We start from the raw sequence: 15,071 nt of genomic DNA on the forward strand, positions 1-15,071 counted from the left end.
ACTCGCTACTGAACTCGTGTCAAGTAGCATCCTGGGTGATGAACGGCGTTCGAAAACGACTCTCCCCTGACCTGCGGCGCGCGCAACTACTCGACATCGGGTCGAAGCTGTTCGCCGACAGGCCCTACGACGAGGTGTGGATCGAGGAGGTCGCCGACCTCGCCGGAGTATCCCGGGGCCTGATGTACCACTACTTCGCGTCGAAGCGAGATTTCTTCGCGGAGATCTTGAAGGTCGAGTCCGCGCGCATCCTCGACACGACCGCGCCGGACACGTCACTGCCGGTGGCGGATCAGGTCGCGGCCGGCCTCGACGCCTACATTCGCTACACCGTCGAGCACGAACACGGCGTCCGGGCCATCAACCGCGGTGCCATGCTGGGTGACGCGGAAATCCAGGCCATCCTCGCCGACGAACTGGAAGTGCAGCAGCAGCGGATTCTGGCCGCGCTGCCCGCCGAGATTCGCGAGGACGAGATCACCCGGACGGCACTGCGTGGTTGGGTGTCGTTCGTGCGTGCGGTCTGCATGGACTGGCTCGATCGCCGATCCATCAGCGAGGACGAGGTCAAGGCGCTGTGCCTGCGTGCACTCGACGGGCTGCTCAGGACGTGAAGACCGGCGGAAAAGTCTATCGTGGCTGGTATGTGCCGAAACATCACCACCCTGCGCGGGCTGGAACCGCACGCGACGGACGAGGAGATCGAGGCTGCGGCCCGGCAGTACGTCCGTAAGGTCAGTGGCGTTCAGAAAACGTCCGACGCCACCCGCGATGCATTCGAGCTCGCAGTTGCCGAGGTCACCGCGACCACTCACAGACTGCTCGACGCGCTTCCCGAGCGTCGCCAGCCGCCACCGACGGTTCCGCCGCTGCGTCGCCCGGAAGTTCAGGCGCGGATCGCAGCGAAAGCCGCCGGCTGATCGATATCAGCCGACCGCCGAGAGGTACTCGCTGTAGAACAGACCCATACCGAGTGCCGAGGCGATGGCTGCCATCAACCACAGCCGGATGATGACGGTGGTCTCCGGCCAACTCGCGAGCTCGAAGTGATGATGGATCGGTGCCATACGGAAGACCCGAACACCGTTGGTGCGGAAGATCGCGACCTGGATGACGACGGACGCAGCCTCGACGACGAACAACGCGCCGATCGCAACGGCGAGCAGCTCGGTCTTGGTGACCACGGACAGACCCGCGAGCAGACCGCCGAGAGCGAGCGATCCCGTGTCACCCATGAAGATCTTCGCGGGCGCGGCGTTCCACCACAGGAAGCCGATGCACGCACCGGCCGCGGCGGCACAGACGATCGCGAGATCGAGAGGATCCCGCACGTCGTAACACCCGACGCGTGGGTCGGTGCTGCAGGACTGCCGGTACTGCCAGAACGTGACGACGGTGTAGGCCCCCAGGGCCAGCGCCATCGATCCCGCGGCGAGGCCGTCGAGCCCGTCGGTCAGATTCACCGCATTCGACCAGGCCACGACCAGGACACAAATGAAGCCGACGAACAACAGGGTCGGCATGTACACGATGGCGAAGTCGCGGACATAGGACAGGTTTCGGCTGCCGGGCGTCACTGCGTTGCTGTCCGGAAAGCGAAGGACGAGAAGCGCGAACACGACCGCAGCGCCGATCTGGCCGACGTACTTGGCGCGCGCGGTGAGTCCGAGGTTCCTCTTGTTTCGCAGGCTCGTGTAGTCGTCGACGAAACCGACGATGCCGAGGGCCGTCGTCAGACCCAGGACGAGCAAGGCCGACGCCGAAGGGCCCCCGCCGTCGTATGCGATGCCGACCACGTGCGCCCCGCCGTATCCGACCCACAGCGCGACGAGGATCGCGACGCCGCCCATCGTCGGTGTTCCGCGCTTCGACTGATGGCTCGCCGGTCCTTCCAGCCGAATCTCTTGGCCGAAGCCCTGCTTCGAGAACTGCCGGATCAGCATCGGGGTGAGCAGAATCGACACCGCGAGAGCTGTTCCTCCCGCGAAGAGAATCAAGATCACCGCGTGTCATCCCCCTGATCGTCTGGCTGCAGTTACTGCCCGGTTATCGGCCGACTCAACGCGTGCTGTCCGGAGGAATCTCCGGAAGCCCCTCACTGGCACGCAATTTTTCGGCCATCGAGCTCAGTAGATTCTGTGACTCCTCGGACAGATCGAACGCACGCGCCGACAGACGCTTGAGGCCATAGCCTTCGAGCTGAGTCACCAACTCGAGGTCGTGATCGATCTTGCGCGCGTAGATGTCGTTGAAGAAGTAATCCGGCTTCACCTTGAAGAACCGGGCGAGTGCAGCAACGGTGTCGTTCGACGGATTCGTCCGCTGACCGGAACGCAGCTGCGAGATGTACGGCTTGGAGATCTGGTGGCCGTGCTCGGCGAGCGCATCGGCGACTTCTGCATTGGTGTGGGGCTTACGGCCAGGTGGATGCACCGTGTTGAACAGACTGTTCAACCGTGCCGCGAAGTCTGCAGGCATCGGGATCTACTCTCACCCTTCTCGGTATGACCGGGCCGTCTTCGACGCGGCCCGGAAACGATAACGAGTAGGTAACCACATTCCAGGCCGACTGGCTGTTTCGGCGCGACGAACGGTAGAACGTGTTGCTTTCGGATCGGACGACCGGAGAAATGCGGAGCCCGGCGCGGCCCCGCCATCGACCACGTCATTCGAACGATCGACGAGGCACGGGTTCGAGCGCAGGCCGTTTGCCAAGCGTTAACTGCTCACAGCGGATCGTGCTGCACGTGTTCCATCGGGGTGCCGACCTTCCGCAATGCGTAGAGCGTCGTCCGCACCATCGACGGCGAACCACAAATCTGGATCTGCCGGTCCGCCCACGAGCCGAACTGCGTGACGACCTTCCCGATGGACCCGTGCAGCCGATGATGCATGCCCCACGGCAGTTCCGGCGTCGGACCGGAATGCCACCACGGATTCTCGTCCTCCTCGGTCACCGGAACCACCGTCAACCACGGGTTGGACAGCGATAGCTGCCACAGGGTCTCGGCGTCGTACAGATCCCGGGGATACGTGCCCCCGACGAACAGGTGCACTCGCGGGTTGTGGCTGCGTCGAGCCATGTCCATCACCTGAGCACGGAGCGGCGCCAGGCCGGTGCCGCCTGCGATCATCAGCACGTCCTCGGCGATTCCTCGGTCGATCTGCAATCCACCCAAAGGAGGGCTGACGGCCCATCGATCGCCGACGACCGACTCGGTCACCATGGCGGGGGACACCCAACCGCCGGACACCCGCCGAACGTGAAACTCGATCTCGCCCTGCGGATTACACGGAATTGCCGGCGACAGGTACCGCCAGAGTTTGGGGCGTTGCGGAATCTGCACGCTCACGTACTGACCCGGGTAGTAGTGAATGCCCTCGTCCAGTTGGAGGCGAATGATCGCCAGATCGTCGAGCACCCGTTGATGCTCGACGATCGTGGCGCCCCAGTACGGGGGCAATTCGTCCGAGTCCGCCGCAACGGCCATGTTGTCGGTGACGAGCGCTAGCGTCCGATGCCAGGCGTCCTCGACTTCGTCCGTCCACACCTCGTTGCCGACGAAGTTGCGGAACGCCGAGATCAGGGCCGAGGCACCCGCTCGGAAGTGGGTGCCGTCGACGCCGTGCTTGCGGTGGTCTCGGCCAAGTTGCTGGAGGAACGACTCGACGCGCTCGTTCTTGTCGAGATTGTCGAAGATGTAGGCCAGCGCACGGACGAAATGGTCGCGTTGCTGGTCCATCGACGCCGGAAAGAACGCCCGGAACTCCGGATGGTCGACGAACAGCTGGGCGTAGAAGGACCGTGCGAGAAGTGCCGGACCGTTCTCAGCGGCCAGAACGGACTTGAAACCGGCACGAACCAGGGAGATCGCCCGTGCATCGAGCATCGATCAACCTCCGCCGCAGCTAGACGGTTCCAAAGTAGACCGCCCGAGGGTATCCCGATTACACACCACTGGCCACAGAAGAAAACTGAGAAAATCAGACTTGAGCGGAACAGGCTCAAGTCTTGGTACGTTGTACCCACCGACATCAAATTTTCTCCCAGCAGAAAGCAGGTGACCGGTGGACAGTTTCACCCCCACCACGAAAACGCAGGCCGCACTCAGTGCCGCTCTGCAGGCCGCATCCGCGGCCGGAAACCCGGACATCCGTCCGGCGCATTTGTTGGTGGCGTTGCTCGATCAGACCGACGGCATCGCCTCCCCCCTGTTGAAGGCTGTCGGCGTCGATCCTGCGACTGTGCGCGGTGAAGCTCGCACCCTGGTCGATCGACTCCCGTCGGCAACCGGATCGACAACGACTCCGCAACTCGGTCGCGAAGCGCTGGCGGCCATCACGGCTGCGCAGAACCTCGCTACCGAACTCGACGACGAGTACGTCTCCACCGAGCACCTCATGGTCGGACTCGCGACGGGTGACAGCGATGTCGCCAAGCTCCTGACCGGCCACGGCGCCGGACCGAACGACCTGCGCGACGCCTTCCAGACTGTCCGCGGCAGCGCGCGCGTCACCAGTGCCGATCCCGAGAGCACCTACCAGGCGCTCGAGAAGTACAGCACCGACCTGACCGCCCGGGCCCGCGAAGGTCAGCTCGATCCGGTCATCGGCCGCGACACCGAAATTCGTCGTGTCGTACAGGTACTGTCCCGCCGCACCAAGAACAACCCGGTTCTCATCGGTGAGCCCGGCGTCGGCAAGACCGCCATCGTCGAAGGTCTCGCGCAGCGCATCATCGCCGGCGACGTGCCGGAAAGCTTGCGCGGCAAGACCGTCGTCTCGCTCGACCTCGGCTCGATGGTCGCCGGTGCGAAGTATCGCGGTGAATTCGAGGAGCGGCTCAAGGCCGTGCTCGACGACATCAAGAACTCGGCCGGCCAGGTCATCACCTTCATCGACGAGCTCCACACCATCGTCGGAGCTGGCGCGACCGGTGAGTCCGCGATGGACGCGGGCAACATGATCAAACCGATGCTCGCGCGCGGTGAACTGCGGCTCGTCGGTGCGACCACGTTGGAGGAGTACCGCAAGTACATCGAGAAGGACGCAGCGCTCGAGCGTCGATTCCAGCAGGTCTACGTCGGCGAACCGTCCGTCGAGGACACCGTCGGCATCCTGCGTGGGCTCAAGGAGCGCTACGAGGTGCACCACGGTGTGCGCATCACGGACTCCGCGCTCGTCTCCGCCGCCACACTGTCCGACCGCTACATCACGTCGAGGTTCCTGCCGGACAAGGCAATCGACCTGGTCGACGAGGCCGCGTCGCGTCTCCGCATGGAGATCGACTCGCGTCCCGTCGAAATCGACGAGGTCGAACGAGCCGTCCGGCGACTCGAGATCGAGGAGATGGCGCTCGAGAAGGAGACCGACGATGCGTCGAAGGCTCGTCTCGAGAAGCTGCGCGCGGAACTGGCCGACGGCCAGGAAAAGCTCAACCAGTTGAGCACCCGCTGGCAGAACGAGAAGAACGCCATCGATTCGGTTCGCGTCCTCAAGGAAGAACTCGAGAACCTGCGCGGTGAATCCGAGCGTGCCGAACGCGACGGAGATCTGGGAAAGGCAGCCGAACTTCGGTACGGCCGCATCCCGACGCTCGAGAAGGAGCTTGCCGAGAAGACACAGGCAACTCCGGCGCAGGACGACGTCATGCTCAAGGAAGAGGTCGGTCCGGACGATGTCGCCGACGTCGTCGCAGCCTGGACCGGCATTCCTGCAGGCCGCATGCTCGAGGGTGAAACCGCGAAGCTGCTGCGGATGGAAGACGAGTTGGGCAAGCGCGTCGTCGGGCAGAAGGACGCCGTGCAAGCGGTGTCCGACGCCGTCCGTCGTGCTCGCGCCGGCGTCGCCGATCCGAACCGTCCGACGGGCTCGTTCCTGTTCCTCGGTCCGACCGGTGTCGGCAAGACCGAACTCGCGAAAGCGTTGGCGGACTTCCTGTTCGACGACGAGCGCGCCATGGTCCGCATCGACATGAGCGAGTACAGCGAGAAGCACGCCGTAGCTCGACTCGTCGGCGCGCCTCCCGGCTACGTCGGCTACGAGGCAGGCGGTCAACTCACCGAAGCCGTCCGCAGGCGTCCGTACAGTGTCATCCTGTTCGACGAGGTCGAGAAGGCTCACCCCGATGTCTTCGACATCCTGTTGGCCGTGCTCGACGAAGGCAGGCTGACCGACGGGCAGGGACGCACGGTCGACTTCAGGAACACCATCTTGATCCTGACGTCGAACCTCGGTGCCGGGGGATCGAAGGACCAGGTCATGGATGCGGTCAGGCGCGCGTTCAAACCGGAGTTCGTCAACCGCCTCGACGACGTGGTGGTGTTCGACGCCCTGTCCGAAGATCAGCTGGAATCGATCGTCGACATCCAGCTCGGCTTCCTGGCCAAGCGCCTTGCAGCACGCAGACTGACGCTCGACGTGACGTCGCCGGCGAAGCTGTGGCTGGCAGCTCGGGGCTACGACCCGCTGTACGGCGCTCGTCCGCTGCGCAGGCTGATCCAGCAGGCGATCGGCGATCAGTTGGCAAAGCTGCTGCTCGCAGGAGACGTCCGCGACGGTGACGTCGTGCCGGTGAACGTATCGGCAGACGGCGACGCACTCGTACTGGGTTAGACCGAGTATTTCGCTCCACTCTTGCGCGATATTTGCGGGATTCCGTGAATATCGCGCAAGAGTGGAGCTCTGTGCACGCCTGGACGTTCGTCACCCGCGAGGTGCCGGACGTACCCTCGGTGTCATGAGTTATCCGGACGATCAGCGCGCGAGAGTGGAGCCCGCGGAAGGACCCCACGACCGGCCGTGGGAAGACGGCACCGCGAATCCGCCTCCGGATCGTCCCGAACCCGATTACGTCGCCGACGGCTGGCAAGCATATCCGGACACCCAGCCGTACCCGGATTCCCAGCCGTACCCGGATTCCCAGCCCTATCAGCAGGCACAGCCCTATCAGCAGGCACAGCCCTATCAGCAGGCACAGCCCTATCCACAGGCGCAGCCCTACCAGGACCAGCCGACGCAGCAGTACGGATATCCCCAGCAGTACTCGCCGCAGCAGCAGTACCCAGCCCAGCAGCCCAACCCGACCCAGGTGTTTCCGGCGTACGACCCGAGGCAACACCAGGCTCCGCCCGAGTACGGCGAGTATCAGGCTCCGCCCGAGCCGAAGGGGCCGCGGCGGTGGATGTTCGCGCTGGTCGCCCTGGCCGCACTGGCGGTCGTCGTGCTGGCAGGAATTCTCGTGTTGACCAATCAACGATCCGACACCGAAGACGTCGCGGTTCGGCCACCGACCAGCCTGGCCCCGATCCCCACGCTCCCGCCGAGCCAGGCGCCCCTCGCGCCACCGTCGGCTCCCGGTGGACTCGTCCCGGGAGGTATCCCGGAAATTCTGGGGAACTCCGGCGCGGCGATCGGAAACATCACCGCCATCGACGGTCCGACTCTGACGATCCAGGGCATCGACGGCGCCCCCGTCACGGTTCTCGTCACCCCGCAGACGCAGGTCCTGTCCCTGTCCGGCTTCGACGCCTCCTCGCTGAAGGTCGGGTCGCTCGTCGTCGTGAACGGCAGCCCCATGGAGAACGGTGCCATCACGGCGGACATCATCGTGGAAACCCCCGACCTGGGCGGGTGAGCCATCACGAGGCCGAACCGCTGGACGCTATAAGCTGACCCTCGATGACGGCTATGTGGTTCGGACTTGCAGCGATCGCCCTCCTGGGTGCGGTCGCCCTTCTGTACATCGACCGTTCGCGCCGGGACCAGGTAGGCCGGGTACGGCAGATGTGGGCCAAGGCGCAGGGATACACGTACGAGGCGTCCGACGACGACATCGTGTTGCAGTTCCGGCGTGCTGCACTCGCCAAGCCCGAGCAGACCACTGCGGTGGACCTCGTGAGCGGAGTTCGACGTGGCGAGAAGTTCGTACTGTTCGACGTCGAGGAGACGTCGACGATCGTTGCAGTCCAACGACCCGTCGGATCCGACGTGGACATCGACCTTCGGTTGAAGTCGACGCCGCCTCCGCGCGACTCGGATATGGAGCTGCTCGGGTCTATCGGCCCCCGTGTCGTGTTCGCGACGAACGTCGAAGTGGCGCGCCGCGTGTGCGATCAACGCATGGCTGCGTTCACCGAATCCGTTCCGGCCGGCCTGAACCTGCTGTGGAGCGAGAACGACTGGACACTCGGATCGTTGCCGCTCGGCAGCACCGGACGCGACTGGGACGCCGCCATCGACGCAGTGGCGCGACTGTCCGGGATGCTGCACGTACTCCCGCCCGTCAACAACCGACGTCCATCCGGTCCCGCTCGAACCAGCCCTCCGCAGCGCAGTCGACCCGAAACCACCGTCGGGCGCCAGAGCCCAGAACCCAGGCAGAACCCAGAAGCTAGGCAGAGCCCAGCGCCCAGGCAGAGCCCAGCACCCAGGCAGAGCTCCGAGCCTCGTCGGAGCCCGGAACCCCGCCAGAATCCGGAACCCCGGCAGGCGCGCCCCGAGGTGCGGCGTCCCGAGCCCAGGCCGCCGCTGCGTTCCGGTCCCGTCATCCAACCGTCCGGACCCCGGCCACCGAGCCGTCCGACACCCATCACTCGCGACTCGGACCGCCGCCGCCAGGACTGATCCGCAGGACCGGACATTCGGCGGTGTGGGACTCCACAACACGTCGATCGCACCGTAGCCTTCAGTTTCATGACCGCCGAACCGATCGAACCAGCGTCCCCCCTCACCGTGCGCCCGGTTGCCCTCGTCACCGGACCGACGTCCGGTCTCGGCGCAGGATTCGCCACTCACCTCGCTGCTCGCGGCTACGACCTCGTGCTCGTTGCCAGGAACGAGGTGGGGCTGCGTTCGCTCGCGGACGACCTGCGCGTCCGCTTCGGAGCCGACTCGGAGATCATCCCGGCGGATCTGGCCACCCAGGCGGGACGGGACGTCGTCGCCGAGCGGCTGAGCCGGGGCGTCGAATTTCTCGTCAACAACGCAGGTTTCGGAACTTCGGGTGAGTTCTGGACAGCGGAACCCGAGCTGCTGCAGGCGCAGCTCGACGTCAACGTCACCGCGGTGATGCAGTTGACCCGAGCAGCGCTGCCGTCGATGGTTGCTGCCGCGAAAGGCACCGTGGTCAACGTGGCGAGTGTTGCGGGCATTCTGTCCGGCCGCGGATCGACGTACTCGGCGTCCAAGGCGTACGTCATCTCGTTCTCCGAAGGACTGTCCGGTGGCCTCGCCGGCACGGGTGTCCAGGTGCAGGCACTGTGCCCCGGGTTCGTGCGCACCGAGTTCCACCAGCGCGCGGGCATCGAGATGTCCAGCATCCCGAAGTTCATGTGGCTGAACGTGGAACAGGTCGTGCGTGAATCCATGCGTGATCTGGGCAAGGGCAAAGTCATCAGTGTGCCGGGCGCGCAGTACAAGGTCCTGACGGCGCTCGGCACCAAGGTCCCCAAGAGTGCTGTGCGGAAGCTGACGAATCTGGTCGGTCGAGGTCGCGGCCGAACCTAGGCGACTTCGGCGCGTATGGGCGAGCCTCCGAGCGCGATTCGAGTATCACCGTTAAATTCAGACCTTGTGACTGTTTTCGTGATCGTGGCGATCCTCGTACTTGCAGTTCTCGCCTACGCGGCGAGCGTCGAGCGTCGGGTGCGGCGTTATCGGTCGAACACGGCCGCGAGCAGGCAGCTGGTGACCGTGGAGCTCGAGCGTCGCTACGTTCAGCTGGATCCGTTCATCGCGGCCGTCGAATCGTCCGGCCTGGACCAGGATCTGGTTCGTCAGCTCGTCGGCGCGAGGTCGTGGTCCAAGGCGGTACGAGACAAGAACCTCGGTCTACAGGCACAGGCAGCCGCCGAGAACGCGCTGTCGGCGGCGGTGCACGCAGTGCTGTCCGAGTCCGACACCCACCCCAAGTTGCGATCCAACTGGGCTTTCCAAGGCCCCGCCGGCGACCTGGAAACAACGGAGAAGCGCATCGCCGGCGCAGTGCGCGTCTACAACGACAATGCGTACGCGTTGGCGCAGCTGCGTAGTTCGTTCGCGACCAAGCCCATGGCCACGGTACTGAAGGTTGTTCCGCCCGAGCCGTTCGTCGAGCACGTCGACCTCGTCGCCGACGAAAAGCCGGAGGACGTGCCCGCCTGAGCCTGTGGGATTCCGGCCGGTAGATTCATCGACTGAATCGACCGAAGGGAACCTCACATGGCCGACAGTGCCCAGCGTGCCGAACTGGCCGAGCTGGTTCGTGAACTGGCCGTAGTCCACGGCAAGGTGACGTTGTCATCCGGCAAGGAAGCCGACTACTACGTCGACCTCAGACGCGCAACGCTGCATCACCGCGCGAGCGCGTTGATCGGAACGCTGATGCGCGAATTGGTGGCCGACTGGGACTTCGACTCCGTCGGCGGCCTGACGATGGGAGCCGATCCCGTCGCGCTGTCCATCGTCCACGCGGAAGGCCGCCCGATCGACGGATTCGTCGTGCGCAAGGCCGCCAAGGCCCACGGCATGCAGAGGCAGATCGAAGGACCCGACATCGTCGGCAAGCGGGTGTTGGTCGTGGAGGACACGACCACGACCGGGAACTCACCGCTGACTGCGGTGAAGGCGCTCCGCGACGCGGGAGCAGTCGTCGTCGGAGTTGCGACGGTAGTCGACCGGGCAACCGGAGCCGACGACGTCATCGCTGCCGAGGGGCTCGAATACCGCTCGCTGCTCGGCTTGGCCGATCTGGGTCTGTAGCGGCTTCGCCGCTGGTGGTGTGGTTAGGCGCCCCAGGGGGCACCCAACCACACCACCAGGCGCGGAGCGCCTCAGGCCACCTCGACCTCATGCATATCCATGACGAAGCCCGCTCCGGCGAAGTTGGGCATGTCGTCGGCACCGGCCTTGCCCTCCTCGGATCCGAGGGCTGCAATGGCGTCGTCCTTGGACGGGAAGTTCAGGTTGCCGACGACGAAGTGTGCAGGCTGGGATCCGTCCAGTGTTTCTGACACACCCCACTCGAACGAGATGATGCCGGGCATCTTCGCGGTCAGTGGCGCATGCACGCTTCGGTAGTGTGCCAAGAACGCATCGGGGTTCTCGGGGTGGTTGTAGGCGATGCTGATGCGAAACATTCGAGCTCCTTCTAGTGGGTGATCGTGAAGCCTTCGTAACCCTTGGATGCGACGTCGTCGCAGATGTCGCGGTAGACGTTGAGTCCGCCGACGTAGGACATGATCATGCGAGGTTTGCCTGGGATGTTGGCGCCGGTGTACCAGGAGTTGCCCTCGGGGTAAAGCGTGGTGTCGGCGAGTTCGATTGCTTGCGTGGTCCATTCCTTTGCTGCGGTCTCGTCGGCCTCGAATGTCCTGGCGCCGATCGACTCCAGATGTGCGACGGTGTCCGCTGTCCACTCGACGTGCTGTTCGATGGCGCAGACCACGTTGGTCAACACGTTGGGGCTACCGGGGCCGGTCAAGGTGAACAGATTGGGGAACTCGTCGACGGCGATACCCAGATATGTGGTGGGACCGTCGGTCCACTTGTCCTGCAGTGACTTCCCGTTGCGTCCACGGATGTCGATCTTCAGCAGGGGGCCGGTGATGGCGTCGAAACCGGTGGCGAAGACTATGACGTCGAGCGGGTATTCGTCGTGGGCGGTCTTCAACCCGGTCGGAGTCAATCCTTCGATCGGCGCATCCTTCACGCTCACGAGCGATACGTTGTCGCGATTATAGGTCTGAAAGTAGTTGGTATCGAGTGTGATTCGCTTGGCCCCCAAGGGATGCTCGCGAGGTGAGAGTGCCTCGGCAAGTTCAGGGTCCTCGACGACGGATCGGATCTTGCCGCGGAAGAACTCGGCGATGGTGTCGTTGGCCTGCCGATTGCTGAGCAGGTCCGGGTAGGCAGCGATGAGATCGATGGCCCGATGGCGACTCCATCGTTCCTCGAACACCGCCAATCGCTCTTCCTCGGAGTGGTCGAATGTGTTGACTGACAATGTGTCCACGGGCTGGCCGCCCCCGGACGCCTTCGATGCGACCTTGAAGTTCTCGATGTCGGCTCGAAAGGACTGCTTCTCGTCCTCGGTCAATGGGCGATTGCCGCAGTCGAGGCTGAAGGCAGGTGTGCGCTGGAAAACCGTCAGATGTTCGGCCTGCTCGGCGATCTTCGGGATCACCTGAACACCAGAAGATCCGGTGCCGATGACGCCGACCCGTTTGCCGGTGAAGTCGAACCCGTCGCGCGGCCACGCGCTGGTATGGATCGTCTCGCCCTCGTAGGCGTCGAGACCCGCGAAGTCGGGTGTCGATGACGTCGAGAGGCATCCCGCGGCGGTGATCAGGTACTTGGCGGTGACGTATTCACCGGTGTCGGTGCCGACCGTCCACCGTAACGCCTCCTCGTCCCAGACCGCTGATTCGACACGTACTCCGAAACGAAAGTGCTTCTTGACATCGAGTTTCTCGGCGACGAAGTCGATGTAACGCAGGATCTCCGGCTGAGCAGGATAGCGTTCTGTCCACTCCCACTCGTCGATGATGTCCTGGGAGAACGTGAACGCGTATTCCATGCTGATGCAGTCGCATCGTGCGCCGGGATACGTGTTCCAGAACCACGTACCACCGACGGTTTCTGCGGCCTCGTATCCACGGACCGACAGGCCGAGAGACTCGAGCTTGTGCGTCATGTAGACGCCGGAGAAGCCGGCGCCGATGACGACGGCATCGAAATCGCTTGTGCTCACGGAACACTCCTTTCAGGCGACAACGGATGTGAGATGGGCGCGAACGGATTCGCCGACGTACGCGATACCGGCGTCGGCTCCGGGGAGGATGTTGACGAACTGGAAGAAGCCATGCATCTGTCCGTCGAACACTCTCACCTCCACGGGTACGCCCGCGGCGGTGAGTTTCTCGGCATAGGCTTGACCTTCGTCGCGTAGAACATCGTGTTCGGCCAGCAACACCACTGCTGGTGCCACTCCTGACAGGTCCTCTGCGTGCAAGGGTGACACGTCCCAGTTGCGGCGTACTCCGGCATCGGGTGTGTAGAGATCCCAGAACCAGATCATCGACGTCTTGTCGAGCATCAACTGGTTGGCGGGGTCGGCGTACGAGCTGTTGTCGAAATCGTGGTCGGTGACGGGGTAGACCAACACCTGTAGCGAGACGGCCGGGCCGTTCTCTCGCACTGCTCGCTGCGCGACGACGGCTGCAAGGTTGCCGCCGGAACTGTCGCCGCCGACCAGTAGCGGCAACGCAGAATCGGAGCGAGAAGCGGTCCACTGCAGAACATCCCATGCGTCGTCGGCTGCAGTCGGGTAGATGTTTTCGGGAGCGAGTCGGTAGTCGGGAAGCACTACGGTGCACCCGGTCTCGACCGCGAGGCGTCTGGCAAGTGTGTCGAACTGATCCGGTGTGCCGACGACCCAGCCACCGCCATGGAAGTAGACGAACACCCCGCGTGGGCTGTCGTCAGGTGTCAGGACGCGAACCGGAATTGCATGTCCATCCGCCGCCTCCACCGTCAGGTTCTCGACCGACGCCATCTCGGGCCCTGGACCGTAGAGGTCGATGAATGTGTCGTTCATCGAGCGGACCTCGTCGGGGGTCATCTCGTGGAGCGCTTTACCGCCTCCTTCGGCGGCTTGGGCGAGGAACGCGGCGGTGGCGTCGTCGAGTGCCATGACAGGACTCCTTCGGAGTGTTCTAATTACGGACGGCATCCGTTCAGGTGATACACCTCACTCTAAACGCTGATAATCATTCGCCGCAACCATCTGTTGTCACGGCTTTTTCTGCTGCGACTTTGTCCTCAAATGTGATCTGGACAACTGGACGTTTTGGTTCTACTGTGACAGCGATCACGAGTTCATGCGCATCATTGCCATGAAATAGGAGGAGCCATGAAGTTCACCACGGGTCCCGGCAGGCTGGTCCTGTTCGGGCTGACCGGAGCCATGCTGTCGATGGCAGCATGTAGTGGGTCAGGCCCATCCGGTGCAACAGCCTCGGGGGAGATGCCCGCCGAGATCACCGTGCTCTCCACGACGGACAAGACCGGAACGCTCGCGTACGTCGGAGGTTCCCAGCTCGAAGGTATCGAACTCGCCGTCCAAGAGATCAACGAGCAGAAGTTCCTCGGCGACTCCACGCTGAAGCTCGACAGTCGCGACACCGCAGGCGACGCCCAGACAGCCGCGAGTCAGGTGACCGAAGGGATCGCGAACCCGAACGTCGCCGCCATCCTCGGCACCGTGTCCGGTGCGCAGTCCGTGGCGGTGGCGCCGATAGCAGAGTCGTCGAAGACTCCTGTCGTGTTCACCCAGTCCGGTAGTGCCGGTGTCGTCATCGGCGACTACACGTTCCGATCGACCGCACCCCAGGAGACATACTTCCCCAAGGCGATCGATCATCTGAAGACCCTCGGCGCCAAGCGAATCAGCGTGCTCTACAACGCAGGCCAGCCGACACTGGCGGAGATCGCCGAGAATCAACTCCCCGCGTTGCAGGAGAGTGAGGATCTCGAGATCCTCTCGAGCACCAGCGTGCAGTCGACCACCCAGGACTTCGCGTCGACCATCACCAAGATCGTCGGCGAAAAGCCGGATGCCGTGGTGTTCCTCCTCGTCGGTGCGCAGAATTCCACCGCGATGTCGCAGCTGCGCCAAGCAGGCTTCGACGGCCCAGCCGTCGGAAATCCCGCCGCAGGCGCCGGAAACCTCGCGCCCGCAGGGCCTGCAGGCGCGGGAATGTTCTGGGCGACGGACTTCAACTACCTTCAGACCGCACCGTCTTCGGTCTCCTTCGTCGAGGCTTACAGCGCCAAATACGGCAAGAACCCGCTCAACTACGCAGCCGAAGGCTACGACGCGGCATGGATGATCGCCAGGGCCATCAAGGAATCGGGCGGCGCCTCGCGTGAGGACATCAAGAACGGTCTCGACGCCGTGGCCACGGCCGGATTCGACGGCGCCGTCGGACCGGTGACGTTCGAAGGCAACGACCAGCGAGTGGCGGGAGTTGTCGTCGAGTGGGACGGGACCGCAGAAGGGTTGCTGGCGGAATGACGGTCACCGAACGTTC

At 64.0% G+C, this 15,071-nt stretch carries 15 protein-coding genes; 9 read left to right on the top strand and 6 right to left on the bottom strand.

The features are described from left to right. Positions 1-38: 38 nt before the first annotated feature. Together CH290_RS03935 and CH290_RS03940 are read left to right on the top strand one after the other, a co-directional pair. Entirely contained in the window at positions 39-614 is a 576-nt protein-coding gene (locus CH290_RS03935) for a TetR/AcrR family transcriptional regulator (protein ID WP_019663113.1), read from the top strand. 30 nt (positions 615-644) lie between these two features. After that, complete coding sequence (locus tag CH290_RS03940) at positions 645-920, top strand: DUF2277 domain-containing protein (protein WP_019663114.1); 276 nt, start codon at positions 645-647, stop codon at positions 918-920. A 6-nt stretch (positions 921-926) separates the two neighbouring features. Here CH290_RS03940 and mraY read toward each other — a convergent pair whose 3' ends face one another. The 3 genes from mraY to CH290_RS03955 form a co-directional block, all read right to left on the bottom strand. Continuing rightward, positions 927-2,003, bottom strand: a complete 1,077-nt coding sequence (gene mraY / locus CH290_RS03945) for a phospho-N-acetylmuramoyl-pentapeptide-transferase (protein WP_019663115.1) — start codon at positions 2,001-2,003, stop codon at positions 927-929. Positions 2,004-2,058: 55 nt separating this feature from the next. Further along, on the bottom strand, positions 2,059-2,478 hold the full coding sequence (locus tag CH290_RS03950) for a helix-turn-helix domain-containing protein (protein WP_019663116.1): 420 nt from the start codon (positions 2,476-2,478) through the stop codon (positions 2,059-2,061). 248 nt (positions 2,479-2,726) lie between these two features. Then, on the bottom strand, positions 2,727-3,890 hold the full coding sequence (locus CH290_RS03955) for a globin domain-containing protein (RefSeq protein WP_019663117.1): 1,164 nt from the start codon (positions 3,888-3,890) through the stop codon (positions 2,727-2,729). 178 nt (positions 3,891-4,068) lie between these two features. Here CH290_RS03955 and clpB point away from each other — a divergent pair, with 178 nt between their 5' ends. From clpB to pyrE, 6 genes are all read left to right on the top strand, one after another. After that, positions 4,069-6,615 (top strand): ATP-dependent chaperone ClpB, encoded by a 2,547-nt coding sequence (clpB, locus tag CH290_RS03960; protein WP_020110893.1) that lies wholly within the window; start codon positions 4,069-4,071, stop codon positions 6,613-6,615. A gap of 124 nt (positions 6,616-6,739) precedes the next feature. Continuing rightward, complete coding sequence (locus CH290_RS03965; RefSeq protein WP_230621059.1) at positions 6,740-7,636, top strand: DUF5666 domain-containing protein; 897 nt, start codon at positions 6,740-6,742, stop codon at positions 7,634-7,636. Between the two features lie 53 nt (positions 7,637-7,689). After that, positions 7,690-8,625: a TtfA family protein gene (locus CH290_RS03970; RefSeq protein ID WP_020110891.1), complete on the top strand. Its 936-nt coding sequence runs from the start codon at positions 7,690-7,692 to the stop codon at positions 8,623-8,625. A gap of 69 nt (positions 8,626-8,694) precedes the next feature. Continuing rightward, on the top strand, positions 8,695-9,507 hold the full coding sequence (locus CH290_RS03975) for an SDR family NAD(P)-dependent oxidoreductase (RefSeq protein WP_019663121.1): 813 nt from the start codon (positions 8,695-8,697) through the stop codon (positions 9,505-9,507). A 66-nt stretch (positions 9,508-9,573) separates the two neighbouring features. Continuing rightward, positions 9,574-10,143 carry a LemA family protein gene (locus CH290_RS03980; RefSeq protein WP_020110890.1) on the top strand — a complete coding sequence of 190 codons (570 nt, stop codon included), beginning with the start codon at positions 9,574-9,576 and terminating at the stop codon, positions 10,141-10,143. A gap of 57 nt (positions 10,144-10,200) precedes the next feature. Next, the gene (gene pyrE / locus CH290_RS03985; RefSeq protein ID WP_019663123.1) at positions 10,201-10,740 is read left to right on the top strand and encodes an orotate phosphoribosyltransferase; all 540 of its coding nucleotides are present in this window, start codon (positions 10,201-10,203) and stop codon (positions 10,738-10,740) included. Between the two features lie 71 nt (positions 10,741-10,811). On the opposite strand, the gene CH290_RS03990 is transcribed toward pyrE, so the two are convergent. The 3 genes from CH290_RS03990 to CH290_RS04000 are packed head-to-tail and all read right to left on the bottom strand — an operon-like array spanning position 10,812 to position 13,672. Continuing rightward, on the bottom strand, positions 10,812-11,117 hold the full coding sequence (locus CH290_RS03990; RefSeq protein ID WP_019663124.1) for an EthD family reductase: 306 nt from the start codon (positions 11,115-11,117) through the stop codon (positions 10,812-10,814). An 11-nt stretch (positions 11,118-11,128) separates the two neighbouring features. Then, the gene (locus tag CH290_RS03995; RefSeq protein ID WP_019663125.1) at positions 11,129-12,730 is read right to left on the bottom strand and encodes a flavin-containing monooxygenase; all 1,602 of its coding nucleotides are present in this window, start codon (positions 12,728-12,730) and stop codon (positions 11,129-11,131) included. Between the two features lie 12 nt (positions 12,731-12,742). Then, entirely contained in the window at positions 12,743-13,672 is a 930-nt protein-coding gene (locus CH290_RS04000; RefSeq protein WP_019663126.1) for an alpha/beta hydrolase, read from the bottom strand. A gap of 219 nt (positions 13,673-13,891) precedes the next feature. On the opposite strand from CH290_RS04000, the gene CH290_RS04005 reads away from it, so the two are divergent. Beyond that, complete coding sequence (locus CH290_RS04005; protein ID WP_019663127.1) at positions 13,892-15,055, top strand: ABC transporter substrate-binding protein; 1,164 nt, start codon at positions 13,892-13,894, stop codon at positions 15,053-15,055. The last annotated feature ends 16 nt before the right edge of the window (positions 15,056-15,071 follow it).

The organism is Rhodococcus sp. 06-156-4 (assembly GCF_002259345.1).
Classification (GTDB): domain Bacteria; phylum Actinomycetota; class Actinomycetes; order Mycobacteriales; family Mycobacteriaceae; genus Rhodococcoides; species Rhodococcoides fascians_E.

Coding starts and splice junctions, on each gene's coding strand:
- CH290_RS03935 (WP_019663113.1), top strand. CDS start 39: ATGAACGGCGTTCGAAAACGACTCTCCCCTGACCTGCGGCGCGCGCAA.
- CH290_RS03940 (WP_019663114.1), top strand. CDS start 645: ATGTGCCGAAACATCACCACCCTGCGCGGGCTGGAACCGCACGCGACG.
- CH290_RS03950 (WP_019663116.1), bottom strand. CDS start 2,478: ATGCCTGCAGACTTCGCGGCACGGTTGAACAGTCTGTTCAACACGGTG.
- CH290_RS03955 (WP_019663117.1), bottom strand. CDS start 3,890: ATGCTCGATGCACGGGCGATCTCCCTGGTTCGTGCCGGTTTCAAGTCC.
- CH290_RS03965 (WP_230621059.1), top strand. CDS start 6,740: ATGAGTTATCCGGACGATCAGCGCGCGAGAGTGGAGCCCGCGGAAGGA.
- CH290_RS03970 (WP_020110891.1), top strand. CDS start 7,690: ATGTGGTTCGGACTTGCAGCGATCGCCCTCCTGGGTGCGGTCGCCCTT.
- CH290_RS03975 (WP_019663121.1), top strand. CDS start 8,695: ATGACCGCCGAACCGATCGAACCAGCGTCCCCCCTCACCGTGCGCCCG.
- pyrE (WP_019663123.1), top strand. CDS start 10,201: ATGGCCGACAGTGCCCAGCGTGCCGAACTGGCCGAGCTGGTTCGTGAA.
- CH290_RS03990 (WP_019663124.1), bottom strand. CDS start 11,117: ATGTTTCGCATCAGCATCGCCTACAACCACCCCGAGAACCCCGATGCG.
- CH290_RS04000 (WP_019663126.1), bottom strand. CDS start 13,672: ATGGCACTCGACGACGCCACCGCCGCGTTCCTCGCCCAAGCCGCCGAA.
- CH290_RS04005 (WP_019663127.1), top strand. CDS start 13,892: ATGAAGTTCACCACGGGTCCCGGCAGGCTGGTCCTGTTCGGGCTGACC.